General features: G+C 45.1%; 14 protein-coding genes. 5 read left to right on the forward strand and 9 right to left on the reverse strand.

The features are described 5' to 3' along the window. Window positions 1-88 precede the first annotated feature (88 nt). Together B0I21_RS02555 and B0I21_RS02560 are read right to left on the reverse strand one after the other, a co-directional pair. Window positions 89-1,276: a metallophosphoesterase gene (locus B0I21_RS02555; protein ID WP_133638788.1), complete on the reverse strand. Its 1,188-nt coding sequence runs from the start codon at window positions 1,274-1,276 to the stop codon at window positions 89-91. A 50-nt stretch (window positions 1,277-1,326) separates the two neighbouring features. After that, window positions 1,327-1,980: a hypothetical protein gene (locus tag B0I21_RS02560; RefSeq protein ID WP_208292248.1), complete on the reverse strand. Its 654-nt coding sequence runs from the start codon at window positions 1,978-1,980 to the stop codon at window positions 1,327-1,329. 159 nt (window positions 1,981-2,139) lie between these two features. Between B0I21_RS02560 and B0I21_RS02565 the strand changes: the two genes are divergently transcribed. The 4 genes from B0I21_RS02565 (at window position 2,140) to B0I21_RS02580 (ending at window position 5,515) form a co-directional block, all read left to right on the forward strand. Then, window positions 2,140-2,349: a hypothetical protein gene (locus B0I21_RS02565; RefSeq protein ID WP_133638790.1), complete on the forward strand. Its 210-nt coding sequence runs from the start codon at window positions 2,140-2,142 to the stop codon at window positions 2,347-2,349. Between the two features lie 149 nt (window positions 2,350-2,498). Next, window positions 2,499-3,173, forward strand: a complete 675-nt coding sequence (locus B0I21_RS02570) for a hypothetical protein (RefSeq protein WP_133638792.1) — start codon at window positions 2,499-2,501, stop codon at window positions 3,171-3,173. Between the two features lie 63 nt (window positions 3,174-3,236). Continuing rightward, window positions 3,237-4,082, forward strand: coding sequence for a sulfite exporter TauE/SafE family protein (locus B0I21_RS02575; RefSeq protein WP_133638794.1), 846 nt, complete (start codon window positions 3,237-3,239; stop codon window positions 4,080-4,082). A gap of 53 nt (window positions 4,083-4,135) precedes the next feature. Next, window positions 4,136-5,515 carry an MBL fold metallo-hydrolase gene (locus B0I21_RS02580; protein WP_133638796.1) on the forward strand — a complete coding sequence of 460 codons (1,380 nt, stop codon included), beginning with the start codon at window positions 4,136-4,138 and terminating at the stop codon, window positions 5,513-5,515. Between the two features lie 79 nt (window positions 5,516-5,594). Here the strand turns inward: B0I21_RS02580 and B0I21_RS02585 are convergent, their stop codons facing one another. From B0I21_RS02585 to B0I21_RS02605, 5 genes are all read right to left on the reverse strand, one after another. Then, the gene (locus tag B0I21_RS02585; protein ID WP_133638798.1) at window positions 5,595-6,497 is read right to left on the reverse strand and encodes a serine hydrolase; all 903 of its coding nucleotides are present in this window, start codon (window positions 6,495-6,497) and stop codon (window positions 5,595-5,597) included. A 31-nt stretch (window positions 6,498-6,528) separates the two neighbouring features. Continuing rightward, window positions 6,529-7,179, reverse strand: coding sequence for an NAD(P)-dependent oxidoreductase (locus B0I21_RS02590; RefSeq protein WP_133638800.1), 651 nt, complete (start codon window positions 7,177-7,179; stop codon window positions 6,529-6,531). A gap of 525 nt (window positions 7,180-7,704) precedes the next feature. After that, window positions 7,705-9,138, reverse strand: coding sequence for a TolC family protein (locus tag B0I21_RS02595; protein ID WP_133638802.1), 1,434 nt, complete (start codon window positions 9,136-9,138; stop codon window positions 7,705-7,707). A gap of 13 nt (window positions 9,139-9,151) precedes the next feature. Then, a complete protein-coding gene (locus B0I21_RS02600) occupies window positions 9,152-10,501 on the reverse strand; it encodes an HlyD family secretion protein (RefSeq protein WP_133638804.1) in 1,350 nt (449 codons plus the stop codon). Beyond that, window positions 10,491-11,492 (reverse strand): ABC transporter transmembrane domain-containing protein, encoded by a 1,002-nt coding sequence (locus B0I21_RS02605; protein ID WP_133638806.1) that lies wholly within the window; start codon window positions 11,490-11,492, stop codon window positions 10,491-10,493. Before B0I21_RS02605 ends, B0I21_RS02600 begins: the two co-directional genes overlap by 11 nt. Before the next feature lie 719 nt (window positions 11,493-12,211). Here B0I21_RS02605 and B0I21_RS02610 point away from each other — a divergent pair. Next, window positions 12,212-12,901 (forward strand): hypothetical protein, encoded by a 690-nt coding sequence (locus B0I21_RS02610; RefSeq protein ID WP_133638807.1) that lies wholly within the window; start codon window positions 12,212-12,214, stop codon window positions 12,899-12,901. Window positions 12,902-12,949: 48 nt separating this feature from the next. On the opposite strand, the gene B0I21_RS02615 is transcribed toward B0I21_RS02610, so the two are convergent. Further along, window positions 12,950-14,581, reverse strand: a complete 1,632-nt coding sequence (locus B0I21_RS02615; RefSeq protein WP_133638809.1) for an ABC-F family ATP-binding cassette domain-containing protein — start codon at window positions 14,579-14,581, stop codon at window positions 12,950-12,952. Window positions 14,582-14,670: 89 nt separating this feature from the next. Continuing rightward, window positions 14,671-17,118 (reverse strand): ATP-binding protein, encoded by a 2,448-nt coding sequence (locus B0I21_RS02620; protein ID WP_133638811.1) that lies wholly within the window; start codon window positions 17,116-17,118, stop codon window positions 14,671-14,673. Window positions 17,119-17,210: the final 92 nt, after the last annotated feature.

Genomic DNA, 17,210 nt, shown 5'->3' on the forward strand with positions numbered 1-17,210 from the left:
TAGATTGGTTAAAATTATTTAATCTATTTTCAGCTGCTCTTTGCTGTCATTTGTCTGTGCGCGGATTTTGTCTATAGCATGCTCACGCTTATGCTGATTCCGTTCTTTTCAAGACGAGTACAGTAATTTCCGGCCACATGCCAATACGCCCTTTCAAACCGTGAAAGCCAAATCCTCTATTCACATAAAGGTACTGCTGGCCCTTTTGGTAGAGTCCGGCCCACTGTTTGTAGAAGTACTGAATCGGGCTCCACTTAAATCGCCTTATTTCGAAGCCAAACTGCATGCCGTGTGTGTGACCCGACAACGTGAGTTGAATGGGTTGTTGATGCTGTCTTACTACCTCATCCCAATGAGACGGATCATGGGACATCAAAATATTGAATGACTGGTGGGGCACATTGGCGGTAGCCTTTGCTAAATCGCCATACCGTTGAAAGCCACCTTTGCCCCAGTTTTCAACGCCGATCAAACGAATGCTTTCGCCGTCTTTTCTTAACGTTACGGACTCGTTAAGCAGTAGCCGAAATCCCATCGCACTATGGTTTTGCTTCAGTTGATCCAGGTTTCTACGCTTCGCCATGCTGTTCTCCCAAGCCATATAGTCGCCATAGTCATGATTTCCTAAAATAGCGTATTTTCCATACGGAGCGTCCAGTTGGGCAAAGGTGCTCATCCAAGCCGTCACCTCGGAAGCCGCATTATTCACAAGATCTCCAGTAAAGAGTAACAGATCGCTGCCTTGGGCATTCGCAAGGTTAACGCCGCGTTGGACTTCCCGTTTATTTTTTAAACTCCCCGCATGTATATCCGACAGTTGGGTGATGCTAAAACCATCAAATGATTTCGGTAAATCTGGAAAATAGATTGTGGTTTTTCGGACTTTGTAATGATGTCGGCCTCGCGTTAATCCGAATACAATCAAGCCGAACAGGATTATTGCTAAGGCTACAACTAGCTCACTCACGTAAAGGTTTCGCGCAGGAAATCCATTAAATGCCCGGCCGACGTCTTCCAAAAGCAAGAAAGGAACAGACACTAACTTCGGAACAAAAAAGAGCAGCATGGCTGATATAAACGTTGGAAAATATTTCGCGGTATTCTTCCGCAGTCGCGGGAAAGACAATAAGGCGACGATCGATAGGATCAGCAACAGGTCCAGTGCCCAATATATGTAGCGCAATGCAGCGCTTGAAATAAGCGTTGAAAAAGCCTGATAAAAATAGATATCGCCGAGTAGGAAAAGTATAAAAATGAGTGCAATTCGTTTTGCCATATAGCCTTGTTTTACAACAGTAGACGCATGTGAAGTCGAATTACTTTATATTATTCGCTCTTTACCTCATCCTCCAAAATTTCCTCTTTACGGACGGATGTTTCTGGTTCGAGCGCGTTGATGAGCGCCACGATATCATCCGGTGAGAGATAGAGCTGTGCTATTTTGTTTTTGTAACGCATGGATAGTCCACTATGTCCTAAAATAAATGCTTTTGTTTTGATGATGTAGCTTCCCATACCGCGGTTAACGGCAAAGGTGTCGGCAACACGTTCGGCTTTGCGAACAAAGCGTTTCGATAGCCAGTACAGCAGGCCAAATTTGGCAATACTTAGCGTACTCCGCTGCTCGTAGTCCATCACATGCCCCAATTCATGCCCAATCCATCCGATAAGAACATCATCTTCTATGTGGTGTATCGGCTCGATACTGTGTTGCAATTTGAATACGGGGCTGATCAAAATATCGTACTTTCGTTTGTTTTTCGGCCCTAGTAGGGAGCTTACGACAGGGCGCGCCGCCATAATAGAGCCCTTTAATTTTTGTGTAAAGATAAATCGTACGCAGGTATTTTTCAACTCGGGATAATGCGATAACGCCTTCACGATCTGCGCATCCATCACTTTTGGTATCTGTTTATGGGCACGTAGATCCGTTAAGGATGTACCCAGCGTATTATCTATCATTTCAGAAATCTTTCCCATTCATCTTCGCTTAAGTCCGGTTATAGAACAATGCGCATGATGAAATGGTTGATATTTTTTGTGGATACGCCCGGTTGATGAAACGTTCGTCGCGTTTGATTGATCCGCAATCAAACCTTTGTGGCTTGCTGGCGTTCCCCTAGAAAACAAAACAGCGATATGGAAAATAACGGAAACAATAAGCCAAAGACCCAACAGGAGCGTGGGGTGGCAGAAAATGAAAAAGAAAATTATACATCGGTGTCTTCCGACAAGCAAAGTAAGGCAGATACCGAAGATAAAAAGGACATCAAAGAGACAGATAAAAAAAAGGAGTCGGAGCGTTCTGGAGGCGATTTAGCGGGAAATGCTGCAGGGAATTCCGATTAATAAGTTTTCTATTTATAGCTGCTACACAAGGAGTTGATCAACTATTGCTACATGGTTGATCAACTCAAGCTGTTGCTAGCAGGCAAGCAAAATTTAGCCCTGTTTTGATTCGTTGTTTTTTGTTAATTTGCTATCCTTTACAACACATCATGATGAGGCTTATTTTATTGCTGCTGCTGTTATGTCCAGCTATGTTCGTCAACGGGCAATCTAAAGTGATCCAGGCGAAACGCTATTACCCAGAAGACGCTGCTGAATTCACCAAAAAAACATCGCATAGCTACAACGAGCTCGGCGGATATGAAGCGGCTAAATTTGGTGAAACGACGATGATTATCCGCGCGGTCACCAATTATGGCACCTTTTATTTTGTCTTTAAAAAGAAAAACAAAGACAACGACGAACCGATTAATCGCAACTTGTACGCCTTTATCCTTGTAGAAGACCATGCTGGAGTACTTGAAAAGGTCCGTTTTCAAGACTTTGGAAATCCGCTGTATTGGCCAGCGTTTGATTATGACAATTGTTTGGTCGAAGACGCCGATCAAGATGGCATTCCAGAATTTTATTTGAGCTATATGGGTGAAAGTGATGGGCTTGATGCAAAGCCATACAAGCAAATTGTTTATTTCTTTGGCTCAGCAGTGCCGAAAGCTGGAGTAGTAAAGGCTAAGGCCACCGCTTACTATCCGGCAGGAAATGAGGAGGATGTGTATACGGTTGCGTTTGATAGTGCTTGGCAAAGCATGGCACCAGCGGTAAAGGAGCGCAGCAAAGCGATACTAAACGCACACAAGAAGGCGTACGGCGAAACTTTTTTTTGATAAAAACGCTTAAAATTTCTATAATTATTAGAACTTTGTTCAATACGTTAGGATTATGGATTTTTGGCAGCGATCATCGGGGTGTGGGCATTGCTTGAGCACGGCGCGATGATGGTAAGTGGATTTTTGCTTGCAGTCGTTGTAGGCTTGACATTGGGTTTAATAGGAAGTGGCGGAACCATATTAACCGTGCCTATTTTTGTATACGTAATGGGCGTTGATGCGGTGATGGCAACGACATACGCGCTTTTCGCCGTCGGTGTTACGTCGGTAGTAGGTACAGTTCGTGGCTTTTTCAACAACGAGATAGATCTTCCAGAAGCTTGTCGTTTCGGTATTCCTTCCTTACTTACGGTGTTCCTCACGCGGACGTTTTTATTGCCGCTGGTGCCTGAAACAATCCGATTTGGATCTTTTGAGATACATCAATCAATTGCGTTGATGATTATTTTTGCGCTGATCATGTTTGCTTCGGGGATCTCCATGGTTATAAGCTCCAGTAGCTTGACCGGATACACGTTGGCGGCTGAAAAGTCCAGTGCAGCAAAGACGACCATACTTGCCGTGCTCGTGGGATTGATCACAGGCGTTGCGGGGGCGGGGGGCGGATTCCTGATTGTGCCGGCTCTACTAAGCGTACTCAGGCTCTCTATACGAAAAGCTGTATCCACGTCGTTGTTGATCATTAGTGTTAATTCGCTATTCGGCATGCTGGGCGACATGGAAAAAATAAAGGATTTTGATTGGTTCATTCTTTGCGGATATACCCTGTTTGCGATCATCGGAATCTTTGCCGGATTTTCCCTGTCTGAGAAAGTAAGTAGTTCCGTTTTAAAGAAGGTATTTGGTTATTTTATTATTTGCCTGTCCATATTTATCCTTTGTAAAGAGTTACTTTTATCCGTATAGCAGGTGTTCGTAGGATCGTAATCATTTATTTCATTGAAAAAAATAAAAAGCGTATGTTTTTCCAACAGATTTATGATAAAACATTATCCCAGGCAAGCTATTTTATAGGTTGTCAGGCAAGTAAAGAGGCTATTGTTATCGACGCCAAGCGCGACGTGGACACGTACCTAACGATTGCCAAACAACAAAATATGAAGATTACCCAGGTGCTGGAAACGCATATCCATGCTGATTTTTTGTCGGGCACGCGGGAGTTGGCAGCGCTGACGGGGGCTGCGATATCCCTGTCCGATGCAGGAGGTGATGCTTGGCAGTATCAGTATCCGCACATCGGATTAGTAGACGGAACTATCGTACACGTCGGAAACCTGTCGTTGGAAGTTTTGCACACCCCCGGCCATACGCCGGAAAGCATCAGCTTATTGCTTCGCGATCATCCTGCATCTGATGAGCCGGTGATGATCTTTACCGGAGATTTTGTGTTTGTCGGTGACGTAGGTCGTCCAGACTTGTTGGAAGAAGTCGCCGGCGTAGTTGGATCTCGAGAGCAAGGTGCTAAACAGCTTTTTGCTTCCTTGCAACGCTTTATGGCGTTGCCAGACTATGTCCAGGTATGGCCCGGGCACGGCGCAGGCTCAGCATGTGGTAAAGCACTGGGCGCAGTACCCTGCAGCACCGTAGGCTACGAAAAAATTAGAAACTGGGCCTTGCGCTATTCGGCGGCAGATTACGCCAAGTTTGAGGCCTATCTATTAAGCGATCAGCCTGAAGTACCGCGTTATTTTGCCGCAATGAAAACGTTAAATCGTATGCCTCGCCCTTTGCTTACGGAAGTACCTGTGCATCCGGTTTTGCGTAGCCTGGATTGGCTGGCCAAAGATAGCCAGATTATTGATGCCCGGCAGAAAATCGATTTCGCTGCTGCACACCGCGCTGGCGCTCTCAACATACAGCATAATCAAGCGATGGCGACTTGGGTAGGATCACTACTCGACTATACCGAGCCCCTTATTATCGTTTCTAATGATGAGGAGCGGGAGGAAATCACGCGCAAGCTGATGCGGATCGGTTTCGATAATATAACAGGTTTTATAACAGAATGTAGGGAATCTGTGGCGCAAGAATCAGTGCAGCTGATAAATGCGCAGGAGGTGGAGCAATCCATGGATAACGAGGCCTATTTATTGGTGGACGTGCGCAGTAGACAGGAGTTTGAGCGCGCTCATATTCCGGGTGCGGTACATAGTTTTGTTGGCCATCTGTACAAAGAGGATCTTCGTAAGTTCGACGGCAAACACGTCATTATATACTGCCAAGCGGGTGATCGCGCTTCGGTAGCGTATTCCTATCTAGCTAGCCGAGGAGTGCGTCCACTGTCGCTATATTTAGGTAGTTTTCAGGAGTGGCAACAGTCGGATAGGCCTGTAACGTAAAGCGGTCTCCCCAGTTTGTGCGCAGAAAAGCCAAGAGACAGTTTGCTGTGGGTCAGCTCTCGGTTACCATCTGTTTTGCTCAATCAATCGGATCAAAAGCGGTGTAGGGATGCTTTGGCTCGTAATGGTTCCAGATGAGGTTTGCTATTTTGCGGGTCAATTCCTCTGCGGCGTTGTCTCGCGTCCAACGTTGGTCCTTGTTGTTTTTGGTCAACACGGCGAATGCAAAATCGCCTGATGGCGCGTGTACAAACACCACTTCACCACGGGCGGCATCCACAGAGCCTGTTTTCGACGCTGTCGCGATGTGGGCCGGAAACTGCGATAACGAACGCTCATTATAAAATTGATTTTTTAAATAGCGGTACATTTTGCTGGATAGGCGAGGCGTGAATAGTTCCTCCTGCTCGATCATCCTCATCAATTTAACAATTTCACGCGGCGTGGTTTGCCCCCAGCCATATTGCTCCCATATCTTTTCGCGTCCTGCTGTTCGCGAGTTTACCTTCGTGTCTTTGAGGCCCAAGCGATCCATTAAAGGATTGATGGCCTGCCCGCCGCCAGCAAGCTCTTGGCACCATATGGAGGCCACATTGTCGCTGTAGGTCAGCATCAGCGATATCATGGTACTAAGGTCAATCTGCGCACTATCTTTGAAAAGCTGCATGAGACCGGATCCGCCGTATGCGCGCTCCAAGCGGTAGCGGTAATTTGCCTGCAGCAACAGTTCCCCGGCATTTATCTTGTCAAACACACCCACGAGAAGCGGAACTTTGACAATGCTGGCTGTGGGAAAAACCGTGTCGGCAGAAAGTTCCACAGTTTTATTCGCTTTGAAATGCTGCACGTAAATACCGATCTCGCCATCGAAACCGGCAATCAGCTCTTTCAAATTATTGGTTAATTTTTTGTCTGTTTTTTGCGCATGTGCAGTGGAATACATGGATATGCATAGGAGAAGTCCGAAAATATAATTTGCCATGCTGTAAAATAGAAAAAAAAATCAGTTTTCGCTAATAAGCTGCGGTAAATCGCTGCTTTATAAATTTAGGATCTTCCAGCTCGTCGACAATGGCCACAGCAAGGTCTTCTACTGCAAGTTTTGAACGCCCTTCTGTATCAAAGACGGGGCTGTCCAGACCTGTTCGATAGCTACCCGTTCGTGTGCCAGAGCTTGCTGCATTCATCTCTATGGCCGGACTGAAAAAAGTCCAGTTGAGGTCGTGTTCCCGCTTCACAATTTCCAAATAGTCAGAAGCTGCCTGTGCACCCTCTTTAATTTCTTCAGGAAAATCTTCTCCGTCGATCAGTTTTTTGCCGTCGATTTCGAGGCTGCCCGCGCCACCGATGAACAAAGCGCGTTCTACACCTGCTTCTTTCGCAGCGTTGATTATCGCCCGACCGCCTGCTATGTAATCATCGTACAGCGATGGGTTCGACCAACCCGCGTTGAAGGCAGATACTACAATATCGTTGCCTTTAATGGCCGCTGTGAGCGCGGTATACTCGCTAACATCGGCTTGTACAGCCACCACATTCGGAGCCGATTTAATCGCTTGAACATTTCTCGCAATGGCGGTCACCGTATAATTCCTATCCACCAATTCTTGTAAAATCGCTGAGCCAACAAATCCTGTTGCGCCTATTAATGCTACTTTTTTCATGTCTAACTATTATTTTATGAGCGCGCTACGCTCGGGTTGTTTGTAAAAACCGTTTAACGAGTGACGGCCCGTTGGTGGAGGTGCGCCCTTCCTCTTTATGTCGATATGTAGCGTTCACCGTAGTGATTTCTTCATGCCGCAACATAAGAATGGTTTTTTAATCCATATTGTTTTCTTTATTTGATCTTCGCAGGCGCGCGAAAATCTGGCGTTAGGCGTAGGGACGTTTAGGGCAAATAGTACGGTAGAAATGCATGTTAACGATACATTTACACGATTAAAGGTTTGTAAAATTATCTAAGATTAATATTTTATCTATACAATCTATTTATGATCTTTTGAAAAATTTTAAACAAAAAATACTATTAAAATTTTTTTTGAATTTTATTTGTTTTAATTTTATGTAATCACACACACAATTAACTACACTTGATGGTTGTTAACACCGTAAAAGCTTCCTGACCGCCCGGCCAGGAAGCTTCCTTTTATACGTAAGTACCGATTTGTAGGGTAATTGAAGCGATACTACAGTCGAGTACCAGCTTTATAGTATAATTCTGCCAACGTTTTCTGATAGCTCATAATCAAACTTTCCCGTTTAATTTGCATATCGATCAGTTTGCTCTCTCTGCTATTGATGATAAATAGGGTAGTCTCGCCCAAATCGAATTTCTGTAACTCTCCTTGTAGAAGAATTTGCTGGTTAGCGATGTTCTCAATTTGAAGGCGGATCTGCTGGCTGTACGCCGTGAGATCATTATACTTCAATGTGACGTCGTTTTTTATATTCCGACCTAGAATAACCTGGTCATAGCGCAGCTCATTTTGCTTAATCCGCACTTCTCGCAGCTTGCCACGTTCAGCGCGCAAAAATATGGGAAAGGCAAAGTCTACGCCCAGCTTATAATTTCCCCAGTTAAAATCATAATGGGGCGGCAAGGATTCATTAAAATTACGGCGGCTTGATATTAAGGTTCCGGAGAGATTCAGTTTGGGTTTAAGCATCTCCCTTCTATACCGCTCTTCAATAGACAACTGCAGTTCTTTGCTCTCCAGTTGTAAAATTTCCGGATGCAGGGTTTCTGCCTGCGACAACAAGTCTAGCAATAGCGTTGCATCGGGAGCTAACTTGGAATTGGCCATGCTATCGGGCATAGCACTCTCCGGTAATTCCACCGGCTGCTGTTCCGGGCTCCAGAGATGGTTGGAGAGAATTAGCCGTGTGTTTTTTAATTCAATTTCATACTTCGCCAGCTCCATTTGCCTTTCTTGCACGGTAATAGCGGCTTCGATGGAATCGATGGGCGGCTTATCGCCCAATATGGTTTGTTCACTGATTGCCCGAAAGCGTGTTTCTGCCAGTCGGACACCTTCGGCAATGAGCATATACTGCTGGTAAGCATAATACCAATCCCAATAATCCGAGACTGCCTCGAACCAAATGCTGTTGATTTGCTTAATTTTTTGCGCTTCTGCATACTCCAGCATCGCCTCGGCTTGCCATAGCGTGTTGCGCCGGCCGTCAATAAAAAGACCTTGCCCGAGTGGAATGCTGATCCCGACAGCGGATAGCCCCGCTCGATCTGTTCGGGTTTGCGGATTGGTATAGGCACCGACGTTACGATCATAACCTACCTTTAAATCTGCTCCGGCAAGCCACAAGGGCACTTTCAATTCGCTGGACCAGTGGTTGTAATAATCGGTATTTCCGAAATGTTTATTGTTGAATGAGGTATACAGCGCGGGATCAAATTTTCCGAGCGCCTGAAAAACCTGTGCCCGTGCCGTTTCGCTCAGTAAGCTTGTTTGCTTCACTACAGGATGATGCGCCATGAGTAGCTCTTCAAGATCCACCAGCGTGAACACAGGATTTGTGTTCGGCCGGTTAGCTTCTTGCGCCATGGCTGCCGATACAAATAGCGATATGCATAGCAGGAGCAGTCTCCAAAACTTGATCATGCGGATTGTTGTTTTACTCTTCTTTGGGTTCACGTTCTAAACTAGGTGGGAAGCCATTTAATTGACGCCAGATCTCATACCATAGTGGCACTGCATTGAGGATAACGCGGCTGTATACGCCCGATCCCAACCGTAATTGAGGGGGCCATGGTTCATCGCCTTCCGGAACGGGGTGGGCAGGCCGGATCAATAATCTGTATTGCCCATTCGCGCTACTTACTTTGTCGATCACGGTTACTTTGCCAGCAAATGTTCCGACGGCAACCGATGGCCAACCCGAAAATTGTACCGATGGCCAACCTTCGAACTGCAGGCGGGTATCGCTTTCTTTGAGGATAAGCGGGACATCCATAGCGTTGACGTAGATCTCGGCAGCCAACTGAGGCGCCCCAGGTTGTAGCGTTGCTACCGATTCACCTTCTTTGATATTTTCGCCTATCCCGGCCTTTAACGTCTTCACAATAAATCCGTTTTGCGGTGCCCGAACTACGTACAAATTTCGTCGAATATCAATATTCGTGATTTCATTGCGTAATTTCGCAATGTCACCTTGAACGCTCGCTTTCGACGACAGTGCAGAACTAAGATCGGACTGAGCTTTCGCTAGCGCCTCATTATATTTAGCCCGTATGTTATCAAGCTCGATCCTGGCGTTCGTTAAAGACTGTCTGGAGTTTGTCAGTTTGTTTTCCGCACTCACCACTTTCGCCCGGTCATTCTGTAAAGTAAGGCGCCTCGTCTCGATATCAGTCAGCGAAAACAATCCGTCTTGGTAACCGCGCTCGTAGCGTTCCAAACGCGACACGCTCGTTGCATACATGGTTTCCGTCGCAACCAAATCAGCGCTGTCAATTTTCACAACATTACGCGCTTGTATTACATTATTCTGGGCCGCTTCCAGTTGATAACGTAAGCCCGAACCCAACGCATCAATCTGTGCTTCGGTCGCTCTCATCTTTTGCGAAGCAGCATCCTCGCCACTACGTTTTGCCAATAGCTGCTCCTGCAAACGTTGCGGAAGATCGGGGTCGAAGTACGATTGGCTGGTTTCTGAGATCACCAAAATGGTATCGCCCTTTTTAACTTCTTGTCCTTCGCGTACAGCCCAACGTTCTATTCTGCCGCCAATCTGATTCTGAACCGTCTGCGGTCGATCTTCAGGACGTAATGCTGTGACGGTGCCCTTACCGGGAATCGTCTGCCGCCAAGGCAAGAACAAAACGATAACAAAAATGATCGACGCAACCAACATTAAACGACCCAAAAATATGGAACCTTTTTCTTTCAAAAGTTGCCCCTGCCCGTGTTGAGATAGCTCTTGCCACTCCACAAAACTGTCTATACTGAATTTTTTATCGGCCATATGGTTCTGCGCCCTCCTCCAACGCTAGATCAGTAACGGCACCAAGCTTGACGCTACCTGTCAACATGTCAAAAATAGTATTCAAGTTCAAGAATAGTTTTTCGATCGCATAGCCGATTTGCACAATAACAACTTCTGCGGCCACAAATTGACCGAAGGTCATTTGACGTTCGACAACAAAGTATGAACCAAGCAATAGCATAGCACCAAAGAGTAGTGTTCGTATAATCACGGATCCCGCAAAAAATCGTTTCAACACTTTGAAATGTTCATTACGGGAACGTAAGTATTTGCTGCTGATAAAATCAGTCTGCGATATCACTTCTTGCATTTTTGCTGGATTGCCCCGATAATTTTCAATATGCGCGGCTACGTTTTCCAAGTAAGCTACTGTTTCATATTTATAGGCTGATTCCTGAATACTCGTGCTCAAGCCTTGTCGGTAATAAATAACCAACACAAGGGCTATTGCAATAATCACCACCAAGCCGAATGTCAGAAACACAGGGTGATAAAAGGAGAGCAGAACCACACTAAAGAATATGGTGACAACAGCCGCCATGATATCGATCAGCAGCTTGATGATCCCTTTCTGAATAATAATGACGTCGAAAAACCTATTGACCAATTCGACCAGATTTTCGTCTGCTAATTCCTTTGCCTTGATGCGCGGTAAGCGATAAGCAAACTCAATCGCAGATTTTAGGAAGATCTTCTGCTCCAGATACTCGACTAAGCTCATCTGTCCGATAAGTAATATACCGGCAATGGCGACACCAACGATGACAAAAGCAATGAGGATATACGTGGAGCTATACATCGCTCCGTTATTCAATAAATTAAAGATCGCTGTTATTCCTACCGGAATTGTTAAACTGAAAGCACCGATAACGATGGCATACAGGAAGATATAATTTATCGTTCTGCGTTCCGGATGAAGAAGTCGTAGCAAGCGTTGCAGAGGCGTGATACTACCGTGTTTGTGCGTCATAAATAAAATGTAAAATTTTAAGAAATCTTGTCAATTTTATCTTTTGCCTAGCTATCGGCAAAAGACCACTATACGGCTTAGCAGTCCGGAGGCGGGGAGGGTATACTATCGAAATGCGCTGAGGTAAATAAAATGCTTGAGTTTTTCCGGAGCAATGCGATACTTCGCTCTTTGATGGGAGTACTTTGGAAATAATCCGATAGCAAACAGATTAATTTACCTGTCGTTTTCTTAATCTCGTGACTTTCGTCGGTCTCGGATGCATCGGCATCAATCGGCATGCTCGAAATAATACAATTTTTGTCCGGAAATACGCTAAATAGTAATCCGCTCGTCTTCAATGCAAGTAACGCAAGGAGGAACGTGCTTAAAAGCTGTACAAAAAATGTGTTTCGTAAATACTGGAGCATTCTTTGGTATTTGTCGATGCAATTATACAAAATATTCAAAAAAAAAATACACCGAAAGTCATGAAAGTGCGCGGCTAACTATTTTGTGACGAATTTCTTATAAAAAAACGGGGAGGAAAATCTGATTTGTAGATTTTGGTCGACGCTGACGCGCAGACGATTTTTTGAGCAAGATTTTGTTCGTGGATATGTTTGGATGACAACCTCAGACATGTCAGCCAAAATCGATTATGCTATAAGCCACTTATGCCGAATAAAACAATCTGCCTTCTACATTGTTGAACAGATGTTGTGTCAAACCACATTCCTATGATAAATAAATCCTTGCCCGTTCTTTCTATACTGCTGCTGCTAGGAAATTTTGTTTTTGCACAGGTTTCCGACAGTCGCTGTGATTGTCCAGAAAATAAGTTCGCACCGACCCAACCCGAAGCGTTCTTCCATCTATCTTCGGGAGAATCCATAGCCTTGTGTGGTTATCGCGCAGACGATGATGCACGCGACCTTTTTTCCGAATTTGTAGTCACGGTTTGCGGATCAGATACGATCCTTGATTTTTGGGATGCCAGTCTGCTGTGCGAGGTGCGTCAAATCGGGGATACGCTCTTTATAGGACAGATCGCCAGTTTGCCGATCGGTATGGAATACGCACGGGAAGACATAGCATGGCTTATAGAAAAGATAACGCTAGCCGAAGGGACGCTTGATCGAAAGTTGCAATTAAACACGGATGTGAGGCGCTACAGCAGAAGCGAGATCGACACCGTTCTGCGGCAATATGAGCAGGCAGATTCTGTTCCGAATGAATACAACATGGCGCTGGTTGCCCGGCTTTTTATAGCAACAATTTCAGGCGATACGATGGCTCGATCATATTTTATGCGCGTCAGAGAACGGTTCGGTATACAGGATGGTGCGTATTCACAGGAGTATCGCTTTCTGCAGCACATGCTTGCGCACTGGGATAGGGAAGAAGGCGTTTCGTCCGCAGGCTATTGATCTCGCCTTCCTCCCATATTTTTTGCGTGATGGATTCGAGAGCTGTCGCTACCGCTCTATATCTTTTAAACTGGTCATCTTTTTGTATTCCAAAAAGCCCTTAATATCTTCAAAGTGCTCGCGGACACGTTTATTGCCAAATTCAAACACCTTATTGGCCAATCCATCTAGAAAATCACGGTCGTGCGATACCAGAATCAATGTGCCATCAAAATCCTGCAACGCATCTTTTATAATATCTTTGGTTTTCATGTCCAAATGGTTTGTCGGCTCGTCCAGTATTAAAACATTCACCGGTTCTAATAGCAATTTGATCATCGCCAACCGGGTTTTTTCACCGCCAGACAATACTTTTACCTTCTTGGTCGTATCATCACCACTAAACATAAAAGCGCCGAGTAAATCCTTAACACGTACCCGAACGTCGCCAACAGCGATTTGATCAATTGTTTCAAATACAGTCAATTCTTCATCCAGCAGGGCCGCTTGATTTTGTGCGAAGTAGCCAATTTTCGCATTATGACCGACCTTCAGCACACCGTCGTAATCGATCTCGCCCATAATTGCTTTGATCATGGTCGACTTTCCTTCTCCATTTTTACCCACAAAGGCCACTTTTTCACCGCGTTCAATAACCATGGACGCATCTTTAAAGACGATGTGATCTCCGTAGACTTTACATAGTTCTTCGACGATCACTGGATACTGACCTGAGCGGGGCGATGGCGGGAATTTTAAGCGCAGCGCAGAAGTGTCAACCTCATCGATTTCAATGACTTCTAATTTTTCCAGCATTTTAACCCGAGATTGCACCTGCAAGGTTTTGGAGTACGTTCCCCGGAATCGATCTATAAACTCCTGATTGTCGGCAATAAATCGCTGTTGCTCCTCGTAAGCCTTTAACTGGTGTTGGCGTCGCTCTTTGCGAAGTTCCAGGTAATGGCTGTATTTTGCTTTATAATCATAAATACGGCCCATAGTAACCTCAATGGTACGGTTTGTAATGTTGTCAACAAAAGCTCGATCGTGTGAGATCACGATCACGGCTTTCGCGGAATGTAAGAGGAAATCTTCCAACCATTGGATACTTTCAATATCCATGTGGTTGGTGGGCTCATCGAGCAAAATAAGATCTGGTTTTTTCAATAATATCTTTGCCAGTTCAATGCGCATCCGCCAGCCCCCGGAAAACTCCGATGTTTGCCTGCCAAAGTCAGCGCGTTCAAAGCCCAAACCTTTTAAAACCTTTTCTACCTCGGCATCGTAATTGGTCTCTTCGATAGAATAAAATTTCTCACTGAGTTCCGATACGCGTTCGATAAGTCGCATGTAGTCATCAGTTTCATAATCCGTACGCGTATTCAGCTGCTCGTTTAAGGATTCGAGCTCGTCCCGCATATGATAAACCTCCTCAAAGGCCTTTGAGGTTTCTTGGAAAACCGTCACATCATCCTGCGTTAACAAATGTTGTGGCAAGTAAGCGATAACAGCTTCCTTCGGGCCAGAGATATTGCCTGTAGTGGGCTTTCCGGCTCCTGCAATGATCTTCAATAACGTTGATTTACCGGCTCCATTTTTTCCCATCAATGCGATCTTATCATTTTCATTAATGGAAAACGATACATCGCTGAATAGCGTAGTTCCTCCGAAGGATACTGAAATATTATTTACGTTGATCACGATCTGCTTATTTTAAATCCGCGCCAAAGATAAGCTAATAACCGTGTTTTACAGCGAAAAACTGATTTTTTGAAGATAAGATCTCTATTTTATTTGCTGGGCAGGTCAGCTCCGTCAAGAATAGGAATAGCAAACCAAAATGTCGTGCCCTGGCCTTCTTCACTTGTCAAACCTATTTCGCCATGGTGTAGGCGTACAATCTCTTTCGAGATAAACAGACCGATACCAAAGCCATTGACGTGTACATTCTGCGCGTTTTCAATCCGGTAAAATCGCTCAAATATTTTGGCCTGCTCGCTTAGCGATATGCCACTTCCCTGATCGACCACCCGCGTGATCAACTGATCACCAACTTGCTCTGCTTCCACACGAATTGCTGTTCCGGAAGGAGCATACTTGATTGCGTTGTTCACGAAGTTGATAATCACCTGCTCCAATTTGTCCCGATCGGCATAGAGAGAAAGCGTATCCAAATCATGCTCAAAAACGAAGCTATGCGAGGATATTGTTTCAGAAAGCGTCTTTTTGATGTCGACAAAAAGGGCGTCCGCATGAAACGTGCTCCTGCGGAGTTGCAGTTTGCCTTCGTTGACACGTGCAATATCCAGAAAGCTATCGATCAATAAGCGCATGCGCTCTGCCTGTCGGGTAGCGTTGATGATCATAGCGTTCACCCGATCGTCGTCCATTTGATTTCTTTTCAGCATCAGAATTTGAAGATATCCCGATAGCGAGGTTAACGGCGAACGGAGCTCATGGCTGGCGATACTTAAAAAATCGATTTTCCGCTGTTCCTCTTCCTTTTGCGCCGTAATATCGATGATAACGCCGTAAAACATGTTATCCGGTCGCTCTTGATTTTCTGTTCCATTGCCGAAAGATCGTAGCCATTTCATTTTTCCAGATCGGTGGTCTACAAGCTGGTGCGTGTAGTCGCAGGGTTTATTGTGTAGAAGAGCATCGTGTATGGCGCGTTCGGCCACTGCAAGGTAAGCTTCCAATGCCTGCAAGGCAATATGTTGATCCTCCTCCAACGCGAACATCGCGCGGGCATGTTCGTTGAGCTGTATGGCATTCGTTTTCCGGTTAAATGTAAACGTTCCAATCTGGGCAGAATCGACAATAAGTTGGTGTATCTTTTCCTTTTCGGCAATAAGATGGTTGAAGTGATCAATTTTTTCCTGCGCGATCGTTACGTCGGTAATATCGCGAGCGGTACCGGAAAAAAGCATCGGTTGATTAAGCTCGTCAAAATAAGCACGGCCTTTGCAGTGTAACCACCGTAATCGACCATCTGTAGCACCCACTGTGCGAAACTGGACTTCATAAAGTCCGCCAGATTTAGGATCGATGGCGGTTTGTACAGCTTGGTCAACGAACGCCCGATCATCATCATGTATGTAGCGCAGCACTTCGTGATAGGGAATAGCATTGCCGCTGGGATAGCCAAACATCTCTTTTGTCCGGTCGTCAAAAAAGACATTCGCCTCCGCGATATCGAGTGTCCATGTACCCAACTCCGCAGACTGTATGGCCAAGTTCATACGATCCTCATTCAATTTAAGTTTGTCGAATGCATCTTGCAGTTCGTCATTCAACGATCGCGAGATTTCTTCAGCTTTTACCAAGCTCAGGTTAGATGCTTCCAAGTCTTTATTCAACGCCATCAATTCTTCATTCAGGCTGCTGAGTTCCCTATTCACCTGCTGAAATTCGATATCGCGTTTCTTTAGCGCATCCATAGCACTCGTGGCATCGCTGATATCTCGAACAGAACCGATAAGACGGATGGGCTTATTCTCCGTGTCGAAATACACAAGCCCCAATGCATGCAAGCGTTTAAGCGGGCCATGATTGTCTGTGCCTGTACGAAATGTTACATTGAAATCCGCTTGCTTGTTGTGCTCGTCATAAGCTTCTGATAGGGCTCGGATAACGCTCAGTTTATCGGCCGGATAAATACCATTTAGAAAATCCAGTGGCGAATCTCCTTTCTTATCGGCGGTGACGAAAAATAGATCTCTGCAGCGTTGGTCCCAAGAGAGCATATTTCGTTTGATGTCTAAATCGAACAATCCGATCTGCGCCGATTTTTTTGCTAACTCAGCTTGAATAATAACATCGTCAATTTCCTTTACGGAAAGCTTGTCTTCCAAGCCTGTCTTTGCGGCGCCAACATTTTTTACCGATTGGATAATAGCATAGGTAAGACCTTCTTTATCAACCAAAGCTTTAAATTCAAAATCATAATAGCAAACCTGCTGTTGCTCGTTGGTGGTGATCTGTATGGGCACATGATTCAGCTGCTGTGTACGGGCCGTGTACCAGACGTTTTGAAGGATTTTTAGAAAAGAATGTGGATCGGTATTGGAAAAAACTGAGGCGAAAGGCTCCCCGATGATGTTGTCCTTTCTATTCCAAATATGGAGCATACGCTCGTTGGCAAACGCAATGTTTAATTCTGGACCATCGAAGACAGCTAATGCATCCGGAGCATAACGGAGCACATCAAACAATACCTGATCCGACGTAAGCATAGATTGAGAATTTTAGCTAAATATAGTCATAATAAATCTCCTTAGCGAAAAAAAAAGTATATATAAAAACAGGCTTCACAGGGTGTATGCCC

This window comes from Sphingobacterium paludis (genome assembly GCF_004364125.1).
Taxonomy (GTDB): domain Bacteria; phylum Bacteroidota; class Bacteroidia; order Sphingobacteriales; family Sphingobacteriaceae; genus Sphingobacterium; species Sphingobacterium paludis.